Origin of the sequence: Streptococcus sp. 27098_8_82, assembly GCF_041431615.1 — a bacterium.
GTDB lineage: Bacteria > Bacillota > Bacilli > Lactobacillales > Streptococcaceae > Streptococcus > Streptococcus sanguinis_K.
The window spans coordinates 81,508-97,588 of the sequence record NZ_JAPVYB010000004.1; the positions used below are offsets into that span (position 1 = coordinate 81,508).

A 16,081-nucleotide genomic window follows, 5' to 3' on the forward strand; every position below is an offset into this window, starting at 1 on the left:
AACTCTGAGAAAGGAGTTTCCTTTTTTATAAGAATTTTATCATAAATGATGGCAAAAATTTGACTTGAAGTTTGCTATATGTTTATAATAGTTACTATAAAAATATCAGAGGAGAAGAAACTATGAAATCAACAGTTTATACAAAAGCTGGCCAAGTTGGTCTAGCAGAAATTGGTCGCCCGCAAATTGAGGCAGCAGATGATGCTATTATCCGCATTGTCCGTACTTGCGTTTGCGGATCGGATCTCTGGAGTTATCGTAATCCAGATATTGAATCCGGCCATCAAAATAGTGGGCACGAAGCCATTGGAATTGTCGAAGAAATCGGAGAGGCTATTACAACGGTCAAACCGGGAGATTTTGTCATTGCACCTTTCACCCATGGCTGTGGGGAGTGTGATGCCTGTCGCGCTGGCTATGATGGGACTTGTGACCGCCATATTGGCACCAATTGGTCTAATGGGGTGCAAGCGGAGTACATTCGCTTCGAATATGCCAACTGGGCTCTTGTCAAAATTCCGGGTCAGCCTTCTGATTATACAGAAGGCATGCTCAAATCCCTCTTGACACTGGCTGATGTCATGCCGACTGGCTATCATGCTGCGCGAGTGGCAGATGTTAAGCCTGGTGATAAGGTGGTCGTGATTGGTGATGGAGCTGTGGGGCAATGCGCTGTGATTTCTGCTAAAATGCGTGGCGCTTCCCAAATCGTTCTTATGAGCCGTCACGAAGATCGACAAAAGATGGCCTTGGAATCAGGTGCGACAGCTGTTGTGGCTGAACGTGGCGAAGAAGGAATTGCCAAAGTGCGCGAAATTCTCGGTGGCGGAGCCGACGCTGCTCTCGAATGTGTCGGAACAGAAGTAGCCGTAGATCAAGCCCTTGGGGTTCTTCACAATGGTGGACGTTTAGGTTTCGTTGGTGTTCCTCATTACAATAACCGTGCGCTCGGTTCTACCTTTGCTCAAAACATTACAGTGGCAGGCGGAGCAGCCTCTGTCACAACTTACGACAAGCAAATCTTGCTCAAGGCAGTTCTTGATGGTGATATTAATCCAGGCAAGGTCTTTACTTCAAGCTACAAACTGGAAGATATTGATCAAGCTTATAAAGATATGGATGAACGCAAGACCATTAAGTCCATGATTGTCTTTGATTAGGTAAAGAAGAAAACAGTCTTGCTGCGGTCTCTTTAAGATGGCAGTAGGCTGTTTTTGTATGGCTTGATAGGTATTTTTTAGGAAAGGGAATTCATTCTTTATGTTCTCTACACCAAGCTATCCACCTTGACCATTCGGCGGCCAGGTGGAGCTGGTGTTCTTTGATAAGGCTGTCTGGACAAAGGCTGGGGAATTCGACGCAGAATCGGGCTTCTAGACCTTTTTCTGTGTCGCGAAACTGATGGCGAATACCACCGATATTGCAACCATTCGCTAGACTGGCAGCACCAGCAGTTTGGAAGGGATAAGACGCATCACGAGGCTCCTCTATTTCAGCTTCACCACCAAGGTTAAGGAAAAACTGTGTCGGTAGCGGGCTATTTCCTGCAGTCTCAATGACTTCAAGTTTGTCCCCGTACGGCTGCAAGGCATAATGGTCTGGACAGACACCAAGATTGACTCGTTTATGAACATTTGTCTTTTCTAACATCAACTTTTCTAGCATTATACTGAAAGAAGCGGCACTCAGTCCACTTGCAAAAATCGTTACAACAGCTCTTTTTCGTGGTTTCTTGGACCATTTGGCTGCCCATTTCATCAAATATTGGCTCCATTTGAGTTTTGTTCCGATTTGCTGGATTAGCTCTTCGTATGTCAGCTTCATTTTTGCTTCCAGTAGGGCTTGGTCTAAAATCTCCGTGTTGTCAGTATTAGGTAGCTGTAGATTAAGTATCTTAGCTGCTTTATGGATTCTCTGCTTCCGCCATTGCTCAATTCTTTCTTGACTGACTTCCTTTTGATTGATTTTAATTTTCATCTTTTAACCCTCTTGTTCTTGTCTTCTGCTTATATTTATTATATAGTGGGAGCTGAATGGTAGACAAGCATCAATTTTGGATAGACTGTTGCATTTTGAGGTGAATAGCATGTATGAGAAAAAACGAAAAAAGACAGAAAAGCAGATAGAGGATAGCTTGCTGCAGCTGATGAAAGAGCAGACTTTTGAGACTATCAGTATTCGTCAGCTGATTGACTTGGCGGAGGTGAATCGTAGTACCTTTTATCGGCATTATTTGGATAAATATGATCTGCTGGAGAAGATGGAAGACCGCTTGCTAGATGATTTGAAGTCCTATTATCAAGAGTCTCTAGAATCTGCTTGCTTGTTCAAGTTAGAAAAGGATTTTAAGGTGGCGGACTATATCCATGAGGAACAAAATCTTTTTCATTTTTTTGGGCCTTACTTGGAAGACTTAGCCATTCTTTTAGGGCCGAATGGCAGTCCAACTAGTTCGAGGCGGTTGCAGGAAGCTCTGAGGGAGATTTTCTCGCAGAGTATTTCCTTGGCTGATCCACATTTAGAGGAGGTTGAGGTGGACTTGCTCCTGAATCATCAAGCCGCGTCCTTTATGGGAACCCTGACTTACTGGCTGGCTCATCCTCGCTATAAGGCTCAGCGAATGAGTGATTTTCATGCTAGGGTGACCTCTGTCGGTCTGGCGGGCTTTGTCAGAGAGCATATGGAGGGGGATTGACAGGATAGTTTTTCCAGCTTGCTTCTTTATGGTATAATAGTCTGGAATATCTCAAAGGAGGACAGCTTTGTTTTTAGCTTTTAAAGAGATTGTCTACAGTCGCGGACGCTATCGTTTAGTGGTTGCTGTGGTCTTTCTCATTACCTATATGGTTTTCTTTTTATCCAGTCTTTCCGTCGGTTTGGCTAGGCTTAATCGCTTGGCTTTGGACCAATGGCAGGCTGAGTCGATCGTCTTGTCGGAGTACGCCAATAAGAATCTAATAGCTTCGACTCTCAAGGAAGAGGAATACAGCCGCCTGCTTCAAGGGGACTCAATTGCGGCTTTAGGTCAGACGTCAGCAGTGGCCAATTATGAAGATGGGACTGATAAACTCAATGCTCAGGTTTTTGGTCTCTCTTGGGATAGTTTTCTAGCGCCTGACATTATTGAGGGACGTCCTGCTGAGAATGCTTATGAAGTTATTGCGGATAAGCGTCTGCAGCAAAAAGGTGTAAAACTAGGCGACCAGCTTCAGCTCAATGGCAGTGAGCGCCTCTATCAGGTTGTTGGTTTCACAGAGGATAATACCTTCTTTACGCAACCTGTAATTTTTATGGATCTAGATGATTTCAGGGAATTAAAGTACGGTTCAAGTCAGGTTAAGAATATCAGTGCACTTGTGGTCAAGGATGGTCAGAAGATTGAAGAAGCAGGACTTAGTCAACTCTCTATGAATGATTTTATAGAAAATATCCCTGGCTATCAGCCTCAGGTACTGACTTTTTCCTTTATGATTGGGGCCATGGTTTTGATTACATTTTTGGTATTGGGAATTTTCATGTATATTATTACCATCCAAAAGACGCATCTTTACGGTATTATGCGCGCCCAAGGAATTGCCAGTGGGAAGATTATTGCTTCTATTTTTTGGCAGATTTTCATCCTGTCCACTCTGGGAATCAGCTTAGCTGTCTTGGCTCTCTTGGGAACCCAGCTAGTCTTGCCGGCTTCTATGCCTTTTTACAGTGACTGGAGAGCTTATGCTGGTTTAATTATCCTCATTGTTTTCATGTCACTGGCTGGCGGACTCTTGTCCATTCATCGGGTTCTGAAAATTGACCCTATCACAGCGATTGGAGGTGAGTAAATGTCAATCATAGAACTAAAAGGAGTTACAAAAGAATATGGTCAGGGGCATACGCTGGTTCAAGCCCTGAAACCAACTGATTTCCAACTAGAAGCAGGGCAGTTTGTAGCTATTATTGGGCCATCAGGCTCAGGAAAAACAACCTTTCTTACCTTGCTAGGGCATTTGCAAACTCCCTCAAAAGGACAGATTCTCCTGCATGGGAAAGATACTTCCCAGCTCAAGGAAAAGGAACGAGCTGCTCTACGCTTCAATGATTTCGGCTTTATTTTGCAGACTTCCAATCTCATTCCTTTTTTGAAAATCGAAGACCAGTTCCAGCTGATTGACCGCTTATCTAAAAAGGAAAGGACGGATCTAGACAGTCTGATTGAGCTGCTGGATTTAAAAGGAACTCTCAAGCAGTATCCGAAAGAATTGTCCGGCGGAGAACGGCAGCGGGCTGCTATCGCCCGAGCACTTTACAATAGCCCTGATATTATCTTGGCTGACGAGCCGACAGCTAGTCTGGATACAGAGCGGGCCAAGCGGGTGGTTCATCTGCTCAAAGAAGTGACCCAGAAATTCCATAAGAGCGTAGTCATGATTACCCATGATACCCGCCTTCTGGACGAGGTTGACAAGGTCTATGAGATGCAAGACGGAGTGCTGACTCAAGTTCGATAAAGCTTTAGAATGGTTTATGCAATCAAACAGAGAAAAAACAAGGAGAGGACTATGATTGATTATAAAATAAATCCGCAGCTGGATTTTGCAGCAGTGCTAGATCTCTATGCTTCGGTTTGTTGGAGCAATTACACCAATCATCCTCGGCGGTTAGAGCAAGCCTTCCATCAGTCCTTATTTGTGATGGCTGCCTATGATGATGAGGAGTTGGTTGGTTTGATTCGAGCAGTCGGAGATGGACTTACCATTATCTTCATTCAGGATTTACTGGTGTATCCACACTACCAGCGTCAGGGGATTGGACGAAGCCTTCTTCAGAAAACATTGGAAAGATTTAAGGATGTTTACCAAATCCAGCTGGCAACGGAGCAGTCAGATAAAAATCTAGCTTTTTATCGAGAGCTCGGCTTTCGCCGACAGGAAGATTTCGACTGTACTGGCATGATTTATGCACCTAATAAAAATTAAAATTCTAGAGGAGCTTGTTAATAAGCTCCTTTTGTCATGTTTACAAGAGGAAAAGGAATAGAACTAGACCGATGAAAATATTTTTCGGCCTTTTTTTGTTTTTTCTTGACAGTTAAATTGTCAGAATTTATAATAAAAGAAGAAAGGCGATAACGGTGTTATCGAATTTAAATCATGAAAAAAGAAACAGATGAGTTAAATGAAAAAATCTTGGAAAGCGCAAGGAGTGAGTTCTTAGCTTATGGCTATCAGGATGCTTCACTGCGGAGAATTTGTCGCGCTGCTGGCTTGACGACTGGGGCACTTTATAAGCGCTATGAGAGTAAGGACAGTCTCTTTACTGCCCTGCTTGAGCCTACTCTGACAGCCTTAGACCAGTATGGACAAGAGCAGAAGCGACGTGGCTATGCTTTCCTAGAAGAGGGACACCTGTCTGACATGTGGGCACATCGCTTAGAGGATCTCCAGTCCCTGATGCGGATTCTCTATGAGCATAAGGATATTATGCAGCTCTTGCTCTTTAAATCTCAGGGATCTTCGCAAGCGGACTTCAGGATGAGTCTGCCTCATTTGGCTGCAGACGAGACTTATCGCTATTTGGAGCTGGCTTACAAAGAGGGGAAGATTAATCATCTGGTCAAACACGAGTTTCTGCGATCGTGCATGACAGCTTATTACACAGCTGTATTTGAGCCCTTGGCTCAAGACTGGCCCAAAGAGCAGGCGCTGGAATTTTGCCATTCCATCATGGACTTGTTTGACTGGGGAGGTTTGCTAGGTTTTTGATAGAAAGAAGGAAATTCTATGAAGAAAAAATCTGTCCTTACTTGGATCTGGGACTTTGTTTCCCTTCATAAGATATATTTTGTGCTCAGTCTGATCTTTGCCTTTGCCTCTGTGATTTCAGGATTTCTGCCTTATTTCTTTATTGGTGGAATGATTAATCAGCTCTTGGCTGGCAATAAAAACTGGGATTTCTACCTGCAGCAATCAGCATGGGTGGGTCTGGCCTGGATTGGCTACTGGGGATTCCACGGTATTTCTACCATGCTGTCGCATACGGCTACTTTTAAGATTTTAGCGGAAATGCGGCGCCGCCTGACAAACAAGCTAGCTAGGCTGCCTCTAGGTACAGTGCTTAGTCAGTCATCAGGCAGTTATAAAAACATCATTGTCGAGCGGGTGGATGCGACCGAAACGACCTTGGCTCACCTGATTCCAGAGTTTACCGCTGGGATTTTTGGTCCGATTATTGTCCTCATTGCCATGCTAGTCATCGATTGGCGGATGACCTTGCTGTCTCTCCTGACTATTCCTATTGTGGTATTGGCCTATGTTCGGATGGCTGTCAATAGCGAAGCAGACTATCAAAATACTCTGGTCAAGACCAAAAAGCTCAATGATACAGCGGTGGAATACATCAATGGGATTGAGGTTATCAAGGTTTTTGGCAAGGAAAAGTTCTCTTACGATAAGTTTGTGACAGCTGCTAGAGAAGGAGCAGACTGCTTTATTGAGTGGATGCGCAAGTTCAATCTGGAGATGGGCATTGTGACTGCATTTTTGCCATCAGGCTTGCTCTTTCTGCTGCCGGCTGGCTGTTATTTCTATCTGCAAAGCAGCTTGACTGCCGGCAATTTCATTCTAATGATTATTCTTTCGCTCAGTCTTCTGACTCCACTGATTTTAGTGGCTAGTTACATGGACGATTTACGGAAAATCGGGACTATTTTTGGCCAAGTCATTGATATTTTGGAAAAGTCTGATTTGAAAAGGCCTCAGGAGCTGAGAGAACTTCCAAAAGGAAGGGACCTGGTTATGACGGATGTCAGCTTTGGCTATACCGATGAAGAGGAAGTACTACATGGTATTTCGCTAGATATTAAGGCTGGCAGCATCAATGCTTTAGTTGGGCCATCAGGCTCAGGTAAGTCTACAATTGCCAAGCTTCTAGCTTCTTTCTGGGATGTCACTTCTGGTCAGATTACCTATGGTGGCTTGGACATTCGTCAGTTTCCGCTAGACTATTACAGTCGGCAGATTGCTTACGTGACTCAGGATAACTATCTCTTTGATGAGACTATTATGGAAAATATCCGGATGGGAAATCCAGCAGCTTCTGATGAAGAGGTCATCGAAATTGCCCGTCGCTGTGGCTGTTATGACTTTATCATGGACTTGGAAGACGGCTTTGAGACTCAGGTAGGATCTGGCGGCGGTCATTTATCTGGTGGGGAGCGTCAGCGGATTGCCATCGCCCGTGCCATGCTTAAGGATGCGCCGATTCTTATTTTGGATGAAGCGACTGCTTATACAGATCCGGAAAATGAAGCACGGATCCAGTCCAGTCTAGCTCGTTTGATTGAGGGACGGACCTTGATTGTCATTGCCCACAGGCTGTCTACTATTATGAGTGCAGACCAGATAGTCTTGCTCAATGATGGTCGGATTGAAGCTAGAGGCCGGCATGAAGAATTGCTGGCAGCCAGTCCACTTTATGCTTCCATGTGGCAGGCCCATATTGCTACCAGGGATAGTGGTGAAATGGAAGGAGGGCTGACTCATGCTTAATATACTGAAGAAATTCTTTGATTTCTGTACGCCAGAGGACCGTAGGAAATTTTATCAATCTATTTATCTGGGCATCATCAAGTCCTTTATCATCGCTCTGCGTATCCCAGCAATCGGCCTAGTCGTTATGGGACTGATTGAGAAGAACCTCTCTATGCAGACTTTCTGGCTGGCTCTGGGTATCATGTTGGTATCCACTGTGCTAAACGTCTGGATTACCCTGAAAATCACCATGCTGCAGACGGAGGCGGGCTATCATACCTGTGCTCAGAAGCGGATTGAAATTGCCGAGCACATGCGCTATCTGCCCATGGGTTACTTTAATCAAAATAGCTTAGGCAAGATTACCAGTGTTACGACCAATACGCTGGAAGGACTGTCTGATGTAGCTACGCGAGTGGTTATGATGACTGTGCAGGGCTTTCTGACGACTGGTCTCATCACCGTTTTAGTCTTTCTCTATGACTGGCGGGTTGGTCTGGTTCTCTTGGTGGGGCTCGTCCTCTTTCTCCTGCCAAATACCCTCATGCGTTGGCAAGTTGGCAAGGTTTCTGATGAAAAGTATCAGGCGGATATGGACCTAGTAGCCGTTGTTTTAGAGTATAGCCAAGGGATTGCAGAAGTTAAGAACTATAATCTGGTCAACCGTTCTGCTAAAAAGCTGTCCAAGGCTATTGAAGGCAAGAGTCGGCTAGATACCAAAATGACACTCGTGACCTCACCATACATTGCCCTCCAAGGTATGGTGACCAAGCTGACTGGTCTCTTTATGGGGCTTTTCTCTATCTACTTTTATCTCAATAGCAGTATGGAGCTTCTTGTCACCATTATGATGATTGTCAGTGGTTTTATGATTTATGAAAATCTAGACGGCGTTGGGTCTTTCTCTTCTCTCCTGCGCATTGTTGATCTGTCGGTTGATATGGTCAATCAAGTTTTGGCTATCCAGCCAATGGACATCAGCGGTCAGGATATTGAGCCTAGGAGCAGCCGGATTGAGCTGAGAGATGTTAGCTTCTCTTATGGAAATAAGAAAATTATTGACCGGCTTTCCCTCACCATTCCCGAAAAAACAACAACTGCTCTGGTCGGACCTTCTGGATCAGGCAAAACAACGCTCTGCAACCTCATTGCCCGCTTCTGGGATGTGGATCAAGGAAGTATCAGTCTGGACGGACATGATGTTAGAGATTACAGCTATGACAGCCTGATTCGTAATTTCAGCTTTGTCTTCCAAAGCGTCTATCTCTTTGAGGACACTATTGCCAATAACATTCGTTTTGGCAAGCCGGAGGCCAGTCAGGAAGAAGTGATAGAGGCTGCCAAGAAAGCTGCCTGTCATGACTTTATTCTCTCGCTGCCTGATGGCTATGATACCAAGATTGGTGAAGGAGGTGCCAGTCTTTCTGGAGGTGAGCGTCAGCGCATTTCCATTGCACGAGCAATTATCAAGGATGCGCCTATTATCATTCTGGATGAAGCAACAGCCAATGTTGATCCAGAGAACGAAGAAGCCCTCATGCAGGCCATTCAGGCTCTAACTCGTGATAAGACCATTATCATGATTGCCCACCGACTCAAGACAGTTGAGCATGCAGACCAGATTCTAGTGCTGGATCAAGGCCGCATTGTCGAGCAAGGCAAACACCAATACTTACTGGCCAAACAAGGTATCTACAGCAAATTTATCCAAGAAAGAAAAACAGCCGCCAGCTGGCGGATTGAGATGGGGGAGTAATAAACTGATACAGCAAGCTATTTTGCTTGCTGTTTTTGCTTGCTGGACCGCTATTTTGTTTCTATGCCAGACCAGCTAAGTGTGCTATAATGATGTAGAAGAATAGGAAAGAGCTTGTCCGAACTTCCGAGTGGGAAAGAGTTTGACATCGGAGGAAGCGAAAGCTCGTTAGCGAGGGAATTATGAGTAAAAATAGAGAGATTAATTCAATAGAGGAAGATAGGTTTGGCTTAGAAAATCATGTTAAAGAATTTTATGAACAATATATTGATTCAGACTATACAGGTACAGTTCTTTTAAGTGGTAATTGGGGCGTCGGAAAGTCTAGCTATATTAATTTAGTAGAAAATTATGCAATTAAGAACAAAGAAAGTAATAAATTTATTAGATTAAATTTTTGGGCGTTTTCAGGTGAACAAACGATATATCGTTATATCTTTACTAATCTATACCCTAGAATTAATATTATTCTAAATTGGCTAGCTCCGATTGTGGTTGCTCTATTTTTTCTGTTAAACAATTTTATAAATTGGATGTTTTCTAATCCGGTCAATTGGAATTTATTAGCTCCGCTATTGATCTTAACATCGATAGTAACTGTTTTTCAAGATAAAGCCATAAAAGAAGGATGGTATGAATCTTCTGTAACTAAAAAATTTAAAACTAAAAAGCAGAAATTAATAATAGTTGTTGATGATTTCGATCGTATTCCTTCCAATATCAGAGATGACATATATGCCGTTTTGTCTAATTTAAACGCATTTAACAATCATTTAATCATTATTATTGGGGAATATGAGAGATTGAAGGGAAAAAGTGAGGAGTCTCTTTTTATTCAGAAAATCATTGATAAAATTATTATAATGCCACATAGCATGTCATCTCGAAATGTGTGGTATCATTTCCGTGAGATACTTGAATCAATGAGTGGTTTTGCAGATATCTCTGAAACAGATATTATTCTGTTAGGAGATATTCAGAATGCATTTATTGTTGAACAACGTAATATGAGAGACTCGATTCATCTTTTAGAAGTTTTTGAAAAAGAATACGCTAATAAAAAAGAAAAAGTAAATTTTAGCGAATTACTTTTAATGTGTTACATATATGAATTTCACCATAAATTTTATAATGAGATTGTTCATGATAAATCGAAGTTTTATAGAATGACTAACACAAATTATTCTGAGATTATCACGGATTTAATTAATAAAGCGCTTAAAAATACAGAAAGAAATGTTTTCAGGTATTCTAGTTTTACTGAAGAACAATATTTTGAAAGGTATTTAGTAGGCTTTAATGTGAATAATAGTATATCAAAAATTGATGTCCAGACAATTTTTGAATCTGATAAGGCTACTCAGATTAATCTATTAAGAAAAATTTATGATAATGACCAACAAGAGGAATTTTATAATCTTCTAAGTAAAGAATATTTAGATATTAATAAATTGTTAGATGATGATATGATTGCTCATAATTTTAAAAATATTACTGAAGAAAATTATTCATCCCTATTAACTAATTTGATATCATTGAATGCAGAGATTAATGGTTTTAGTCTTTCAAATTTTAATCTTGATTATCTGGAAAATATAATTTATAAAATTAGAGATATTTTAGATGATATTTTTGATTTGACGCCAGTCCAACAATTTGAAAACTATATTTTAAAAATTTCTGAACTTGATTTATCTGGGAAATTGACTTTGCTTCCAAGATTTGTTCCAAGGAGAGATGGAATATCTGAGGAGCATGATATTCTTGTAAATAAAACGTTTAAAGAATATGGTGAATTTGAAATTCTCAGTGTACAGAATCCGTATATGATATTTTTGTTTTGTAAGACTCTAAGAGGAGACCTTCAAAAGGCTGTTGCTAATAAAATTAATTTGATACTTGAGTTTGATAATTCAAGTTTTTATCAATTTGTAATGGATAATCTCGTAACTAGATACACTTCTTACTCAAATAGTAGGGTCGACGAACGAAAACTGTTAGTTTTGGATAATATCTCGTACAATGAAGATTTTAAAAATAAATTTTTGAAAAAGATCAATCAATTAGAAGAAGATCAAAAAAATAAGTTGTTGGAACTAATTGAGGAAGCTAACAAGTTTAAAGAATAACGTGAGGTACCCCATGAACGAAATCAAATGCCCCAACTGTGGGGAGGTTTTTACTGTCAATGAGAGCCAGTACAGTGAGCTTTTGTCGCAGGTTCGGACAGCAGAGTTTGACAAGGAAATTCATGCTCGAATTGAGCAGGAACTAGCTTTGGCAGAGCAAAAATCCCAGAATGCCCAACAAGCTCTGCTATCGCAGAAAGAACAGGAAATTAGCAATCTTCAAAGTCAGATTGCTCAGTTTGAGACCCAGCAGGAATTGGCAAAGAAAGAGGCGGAGCAGGCAGCTAGTCTTCAGTTGCAAAAAAAAGACAAGGAAGTTCAGCAATTGGAAAGTCAGCTGACAACTCTGCGCTTGGAGCATGAAAATCAACTTCAAAAGACCTTGTCTGCGCTGGAAAAAGAGCGAGACGAGGTTAAGAACCAGCTAGTCTTGCAAGAAAAGGAAGCAGCGCTGGCTCAGACCTCGCTCAAAGAGCGCTATGAGGTAGAGCTGCGGCAGAAAGATGAGACCATAGAGTTCTACAAGGATTTTAAAGCCAAGCAGTCCACTAAGATGATTGGTGAGAGTTTGGAACAGCACTGCGAGTACGAGTTTAACAAGAACCGTATGGCTATGTTTCCACGAGCTGAGTTTGGCAAGGACAATGATGCCAGAACCGGCAGCAAGGGCGACTACATTTACCGTGAGGTGGATGGAAATGGCGTGGAAATCCTGTCCATCATGTTTGAGATGAAAAATGAAGGTGACGAGACGGCGACCAAGAAGAAAAATGAGCATTTTTTCAAAGAGCTGGATAAGGATCGGAGGGAGAAAGGCTGTGAGTATGCTATTCTGGTGACACTTCTTGAGGCTGATAGCGAGCTTTACAATTCAGGTATTGTCGATGTATCCTATGCCTATGAGAAGATGTATGTTATCCGACCTCAGTTCTTCCTACCCATGATTACCCTCTTGCGTAATGCTGCGCTTAACTCGCTCCAGTACAAGCAGGAACTGGCCTTGGTGCGGGAGCAGAATATTGATATTACGCATTTTGAGGAAGATTTGGATGCCTTTAAAGTAGCTTTCGCCAAGAACTATCAGTCTGCTTCGACAAACTTTGGCAAGGCCATTGAGGAGATTGACAAGGCTATCCGCCGGATGGAAGAGGTCAAGAAGTTCCTGACGACCTCTGAAAACCAGCTGCGCTTGGCAAACAACAAATTGGACGACATCTCTGTCAAAAAACTGACACGCAAAAATCCTACCATGAAAGCTAAGTTTGGAGCTTTGAAGGGAGACTAGGAGGATCCTATGCAGATACGAAAAGCAACCATGAAAGATGCTGAAGCCTTACTGTCTTTATACGAAGACTTGGGCTATCCAACGACCGCTTCTAAGCTGGCTCGACGTTTAGAAACGATTCTTTCTCAGCCGCATTATGGCTGTCTTTTAGCTGAAAGAAACGGAGAAATTTTAGGTTTCTTAGGTTATGCAAAGCTCTTCTTTTTTGAAGCAGATGGATCTTACTATCGTATTTTAGCTTTGTCAGTTGCAAAAGAAGCAAGACGACAAGGAATTGCTAGTAGGCTAATCGATGAATTGAAAAAACAAGCGGTAAAAGAAGGAGTTAAGGCACTGACTCTAAATAGTGGATTAACTTCTGAACGAAATGCTGCACATCAGTTTTATCAGGCGGTTGGATTTGAAAAAGTGACTGCCGGCTTTGCACTGCATTTAAAAAGTCAACATGAATAAACATGATAAAATAGTAAGGGAAACGAAGTAATGTCTTCAACAAAAGGGAAAACCTTATATTTTAACGATAAAAGCATGGACTATGTGTCCTTTGGAAAAGGGAAGAAGCCGCTGCTCATCATTCCAGGTCTAGGGGATGGTTTGGCGACTGTAAAGGGAATGGCGCAGATGCTTGCCCTATCTTATAGGAGCTTCGCAACAGCTTACCAGGTCTACGTTTTTAGTCGAATCAATCAATTGCCAGAAAATTATACAACGCGAGATATGGCGACTGATATAGCTGAAGCAATGGATGTTTTAGGTCTGAAAACGGTAGCTGTCCTAGGAATTTCCCAAGGCGGTATGATTGCCCAATGGTTGGCATCAGATTTCCCAGAAAGAGTTGAAAAATTGATTTTGACAGTTACAACTGCGAAACTGAATAATCTTGGTAGGGAGCGGATTACTCGCTGGCTTGAGTTGAGTCAGACTGGAGCCTATAAGGAACTGATGTTGGATATTGCAAGTCACTCTTATACGCCAAAATCCTTTGGAAAGTTTAAATACCTTTATCGAATAATGGGAATCTTTGGTCGCATTAAAGATAAACAGCGAATTGCTATTCAGGCCGTATCTTGCTTAAAACATGATAGTTTTGCCGTTTTGGGAAAGACCAACTGTTCTACGCTAATCATCGGAGCAGAAGAAGATGATGTTCTAGGTGTAGAAGCTTCGCTCGAATTGCACCATCACATCAAAGATAGTCAACTAACTATTTTGCCAGACTGTGGCCATGCACTTTATGAACAGCATAAGGACTTCCAAAAGAGAGTTTTACTATTTTTAGAAAGTTAATCAATGAACGGAATTATCAACTTAAGAAAAGAAGCGGGCATGACCTCGCATGATGCAGTATTTAAGCTGCGCAAGATTTTAAAAACAAAGAAAATCGGTCATGGGGGCACCTTGGATCCAGATGTGGTCGGGGTGCTTCCGATTGCTGTGGGCAAGGCGACACGCTTGGTCGAGTTTATGCAGGAGGAAGGCAAGGTCTACGAGGGAGAGATTACGCTAGGCTGCTCAACAACGACAGAGGATGCCAGTGGAGACCTCCTAGAGCGGACGCCGGTGACAGAGCTTTTAGAAGAAGCCCTTATCGATGAAGTGATGGAGGCTATGACTGGTGAGATTCGCCAGATTCCACCCATGTATTCAGCAGTCAAGGTCAGTGGCCGCAAGCTTTATGAGTATGCAAGAGCAGGTCAAGAAGTGGAGCGGCCAGAGCGGCAGGTGACCATCTATAGTTTCGAGCGTACCAGTCCGATTTCCTATGAAGGTGAACAAGCCCGCTTTCGTTTTCGAGTCAAGTGCAGTAAGGGGACCTATGTCCGAACCCTGTCTGTTGATTTGGGAGCCAAACTTGGCTTTGCCAGTCACATGTCCCAGCTGACACGGACTTCCTCAGCAGGTATGAGCTTAGAAGATGCCTTGACCCTAGATGAAATAGCAGAGCGAGTAGCAGTAGATGATTTCTCCTTCCTCCAACCACTCGAATTAGGAATCGGAGATCTACTGAAAGTTGAGCTCTCTGACGAGCAGGTTGAGGATGTGAGGAACGGCCGTTTTATCAGCTTGATATCAGAAGAAGCTGAGCTAGCTGGCTTTTATAAGGAGAAGTTAGTAGTCATTTTGGAAAAGCGGGAAGCCGCCTACAAGCCCCGCAAAGTCTTCCTTTAATATCCGCAGTAGAATTGTCAAAAGATTGTTACTCTTTTGTAATATGAAATGTGCGCTTGCATGTTATAATAATTTCATTAAACCTCACAAAAGGACAGCAACTGCACAACTGCTGTCCTTTTGTTTTGCTTTTTTCAGATTTTGACAAACATCCTGTCTTTGAATGGTAAAAATCTTTTTGAATATTTTGCGGTTTCGAGCAGAACGGATATTGTAAAAATAGTAAATGCGTAGTAAAATAGAGGAATGATGATAACCAAGAGAATTATAGATGAAAAAGGGATTGATCAGACAGAAGATACGGTCCTTGTTCTAGGCTATTTTGATGGGCTGCATAAGGGGCATCAGGCACTCTTTGAGAAGGCGCGAGAGATTGCATCGGAGCAAGATCTAAAGATCGCAGTGATGACCTTCCCAGAGTCGCCTAAGCTAGCCTTTGTCCGCTATCAGCCTGAGCTCATGCTGCATCTAGCTAGTCCTGAAGACCGGATGGCGCAGCTGGAAAGTCTAGGTGTTGACTATCTTTACCTGATTGATTTTACTAGCCATTTTGCGGGCAATGCAGCCCGGGACTTTTTTGAGAAGTACGTGTCTCGTTTGCGCGCCAAGGCTGTGGTAGCTGGCTTTGACTATCATTTTGGCTCAGACCGCAAAGAGTCACATGAGCTGAGAGATTTTTTTAATGGCAAGATTGTTATCGTTCCGTCGGTTAATCTGGATAATCGGAAAATTTCTTCCACTCGGATTCGGGAGACGATTGCAGCTGGAGATATGCTGAAAACTCAAGAATTGCTGGGCTATCCTTTGTCCACTCGCGGTATCGTGGTTCATGGCAATGCCAGAGGACGGACGATTGGCTATCCAACAGCCAATCTAGCTCCCTTGGATCGAGTCCATCTCCCAGGAGATGGCGTCTATGTCGCGGATGTTGAGCACAATGGTCAGCGCTATCGTGGTATGGCTAGTGTTGGGAAAAATGTAACTTTTGACGGTGATGAACTCCGTTTTGAGGTCAATATCTTTGATTTTTCTCAGGATATCTATGGCGATACCATTCGGATTTACTGGCTGGATAAGATTCGCGAGATGGTTAAGTTTGATGGTATTGACAGCTTGATTGCTCAACTGCAGAGTGATGAACGGATCGCTAGAAGTTGGACTGGTTATCGAAATAGTTGAAAAATTTATATTTTCATGACATTCGGCAGTAATTTTCAAAAAAATATAGTCA

15 protein-coding genes are annotated in these 16,081 nt (G+C 42.5%); 14 read left to right on the forward strand and 1 reads right to left on the reverse strand.

The features are described from left to right. Positions 1–122: 122 nt before the first annotated feature. Positions 123–1,160: a zinc-binding dehydrogenase gene (locus O3627_RS08070; protein ID WP_125383355.1), complete on the forward strand. Its 1,038-nt coding sequence runs from the start codon at positions 123–125 to the stop codon at positions 1,158–1,160. A 91-nt stretch (positions 1,161–1,251) separates the two neighbouring features. On the opposite strand, the gene O3627_RS08075 is transcribed toward O3627_RS08070, so the two are convergent. Next, entirely contained in the window at positions 1,252–1,977 is a 726-nt protein-coding gene (locus O3627_RS08075; protein WP_371621337.1) for a hypothetical protein, read from the reverse strand. A gap of 109 nt (positions 1,978–2,086) precedes the next feature. Here O3627_RS08075 and O3627_RS08080 point away from each other — a divergent pair, with 109 nt between their 5' ends. The 13 genes from O3627_RS08080 (at position 2,087) to O3627_RS08140 (ending at position 16,029) form a co-directional block, all read left to right on the forward strand. Continuing rightward, a complete protein-coding gene (locus tag O3627_RS08080; RefSeq protein WP_125383358.1) occupies positions 2,087–2,695 on the forward strand; it encodes a TetR/AcrR family transcriptional regulator in 609 nt (202 codons plus the stop codon). A gap of 67 nt (positions 2,696–2,762) precedes the next feature. Continuing rightward, positions 2,763–3,824: an ABC transporter permease gene (locus O3627_RS08085; RefSeq protein ID WP_371621338.1), complete on the forward strand. Its 1,062-nt coding sequence runs from the start codon at positions 2,763–2,765 to the stop codon at positions 3,822–3,824. Continuing rightward, positions 3,825–4,490 carry an ABC transporter ATP-binding protein gene (locus tag O3627_RS08090; protein ID WP_168956234.1) on the forward strand — a complete coding sequence of 222 codons (666 nt, stop codon included), beginning with the start codon at positions 3,825–3,827 and terminating at the stop codon, positions 4,488–4,490. It begins immediately after the preceding gene. Positions 4,491–4,541: 51 nt separating this feature from the next. Further along, positions 4,542–4,958, forward strand: a complete 417-nt coding sequence (locus O3627_RS08095; RefSeq protein ID WP_125383359.1) for a GNAT family N-acetyltransferase — start codon at positions 4,542–4,544, stop codon at positions 4,956–4,958. 174 nt (positions 4,959–5,132) lie between these two features. Further along, positions 5,133–5,744 carry a TetR/AcrR family transcriptional regulator gene (locus O3627_RS08100; protein WP_125383360.1) on the forward strand — a complete coding sequence of 204 codons (612 nt, stop codon included), beginning with the start codon at positions 5,133–5,135 and terminating at the stop codon, positions 5,742–5,744. Between the two features lie 18 nt (positions 5,745–5,762). Then, the gene (locus O3627_RS08105) at positions 5,763–7,529 is read left to right on the forward strand and encodes an ABC transporter ATP-binding protein (RefSeq protein WP_125383361.1); all 1,767 of its coding nucleotides are present in this window, start codon (positions 5,763–5,765) and stop codon (positions 7,527–7,529) included. Then, on the forward strand, positions 7,522–9,267 hold the full coding sequence (locus O3627_RS08110) for an ABC transporter ATP-binding protein (protein WP_125383363.1): 1,746 nt from the start codon (positions 7,522–7,524) through the stop codon (positions 9,265–9,267). Before O3627_RS08105 ends, O3627_RS08110 begins: the two co-directional genes overlap by 8 nt. A 182-nt stretch (positions 9,268–9,449) precedes the next feature. After that, on the forward strand, positions 9,450–11,396 hold the full coding sequence (locus tag O3627_RS08115) for a P-loop NTPase fold protein (RefSeq protein ID WP_371621339.1): 1,947 nt from the start codon (positions 9,450–9,452) through the stop codon (positions 11,394–11,396). Positions 11,397–11,409: 13 nt separating this feature from the next. Next, positions 11,410–12,681 carry a DUF2130 domain-containing protein gene (locus O3627_RS08120; protein WP_125383265.1) on the forward strand — a complete coding sequence of 424 codons (1,272 nt, stop codon included), beginning with the start codon at positions 11,410–11,412 and terminating at the stop codon, positions 12,679–12,681. 9 nt (positions 12,682–12,690) lie between these two features. After that, a complete protein-coding gene (locus O3627_RS08125; RefSeq protein ID WP_011836809.1) occupies positions 12,691–13,134 on the forward strand; it encodes a GNAT family N-acetyltransferase in 444 nt (147 codons plus the stop codon). Positions 13,135–13,164: 30 nt separating this feature from the next. Further along, positions 13,165–13,968, forward strand: coding sequence for an alpha/beta fold hydrolase (locus tag O3627_RS08130; RefSeq protein WP_125383263.1), 804 nt, complete (start codon positions 13,165–13,167; stop codon positions 13,966–13,968). Between the two features lie 3 nt (positions 13,969–13,971). Continuing rightward, entirely contained in the window at positions 13,972–14,850 is an 879-nt protein-coding gene (gene truB, locus O3627_RS08135; RefSeq protein ID WP_125383261.1) for a tRNA pseudouridine(55) synthase TruB, read from the forward strand. Between the two features lie 249 nt (positions 14,851–15,099). Next, positions 15,100–16,029, forward strand: a complete 930-nt coding sequence (locus O3627_RS08140) for a bifunctional riboflavin kinase/FAD synthetase (RefSeq protein WP_312022703.1) — start codon at positions 15,100–15,102, stop codon at positions 16,027–16,029. Positions 16,030–16,081: the final 52 nt, after the last annotated feature.

What these genes read in the sequence shown, in the direction of transcription:
- O3627_RS08075 (WP_371621337.1), bottom strand. Translation starts at nt 1,977, where the DNA reads ATGAAAATTAAAATCAATCAAAAGGAAGTCAGTCAAGAAAGAATTGAG.
- O3627_RS08115 (WP_371621339.1), top strand. Translation starts at nt 9,450, where the DNA reads ATGAGTAAAAATAGAGAGATTAATTCAATAGAGGAAGATAGGTTTGGC.
- O3627_RS08095 (WP_125383359.1), top strand. Translation starts at nt 4,542, where the DNA reads ATGATTGATTATAAAATAAATCCGCAGCTGGATTTTGCAGCAGTGCTA.
- O3627_RS08140 (WP_312022703.1), top strand. Translation starts at nt 15,100, where the DNA reads ATGATAACCAAGAGAATTATAGATGAAAAAGGGATTGATCAGACAGAA.
- O3627_RS08100 (WP_125383360.1), top strand. Translation starts at nt 5,133, where the DNA reads ATGAAAAAAGAAACAGATGAGTTAAATGAAAAAATCTTGGAAAGCGCA.
- O3627_RS08110 (WP_125383363.1), top strand. Translation starts at nt 7,522, where the DNA reads ATGCTTAATATACTGAAGAAATTCTTTGATTTCTGTACGCCAGAGGAC.
- O3627_RS08130 (WP_125383263.1), top strand. Translation starts at nt 13,165, where the DNA reads ATGTCTTCAACAAAAGGGAAAACCTTATATTTTAACGATAAAAGCATG.
- O3627_RS08090 (WP_168956234.1), top strand. Translation starts at nt 3,825, where the DNA reads ATGTCAATCATAGAACTAAAAGGAGTTACAAAAGAATATGGTCAGGGG.
- O3627_RS08080 (WP_125383358.1), top strand. Translation starts at nt 2,087, where the DNA reads ATGTATGAGAAAAAACGAAAAAAGACAGAAAAGCAGATAGAGGATAGC.
- O3627_RS08120 (WP_125383265.1), top strand. Translation starts at nt 11,410, where the DNA reads ATGAACGAAATCAAATGCCCCAACTGTGGGGAGGTTTTTACTGTCAAT.
- O3627_RS08070 (WP_125383355.1), top strand. Translation starts at nt 123, where the DNA reads ATGAAATCAACAGTTTATACAAAAGCTGGCCAAGTTGGTCTAGCAGAA.
- truB (WP_125383261.1), top strand. Translation starts at nt 13,972, where the DNA reads ATGAACGGAATTATCAACTTAAGAAAAGAAGCGGGCATGACCTCGCAT.
- O3627_RS08105 (WP_125383361.1), top strand. Translation starts at nt 5,763, where the DNA reads ATGAAGAAAAAATCTGTCCTTACTTGGATCTGGGACTTTGTTTCCCTT.
- O3627_RS08125 (WP_011836809.1), top strand. Translation starts at nt 12,691, where the DNA reads ATGCAGATACGAAAAGCAACCATGAAAGATGCTGAAGCCTTACTGTCT.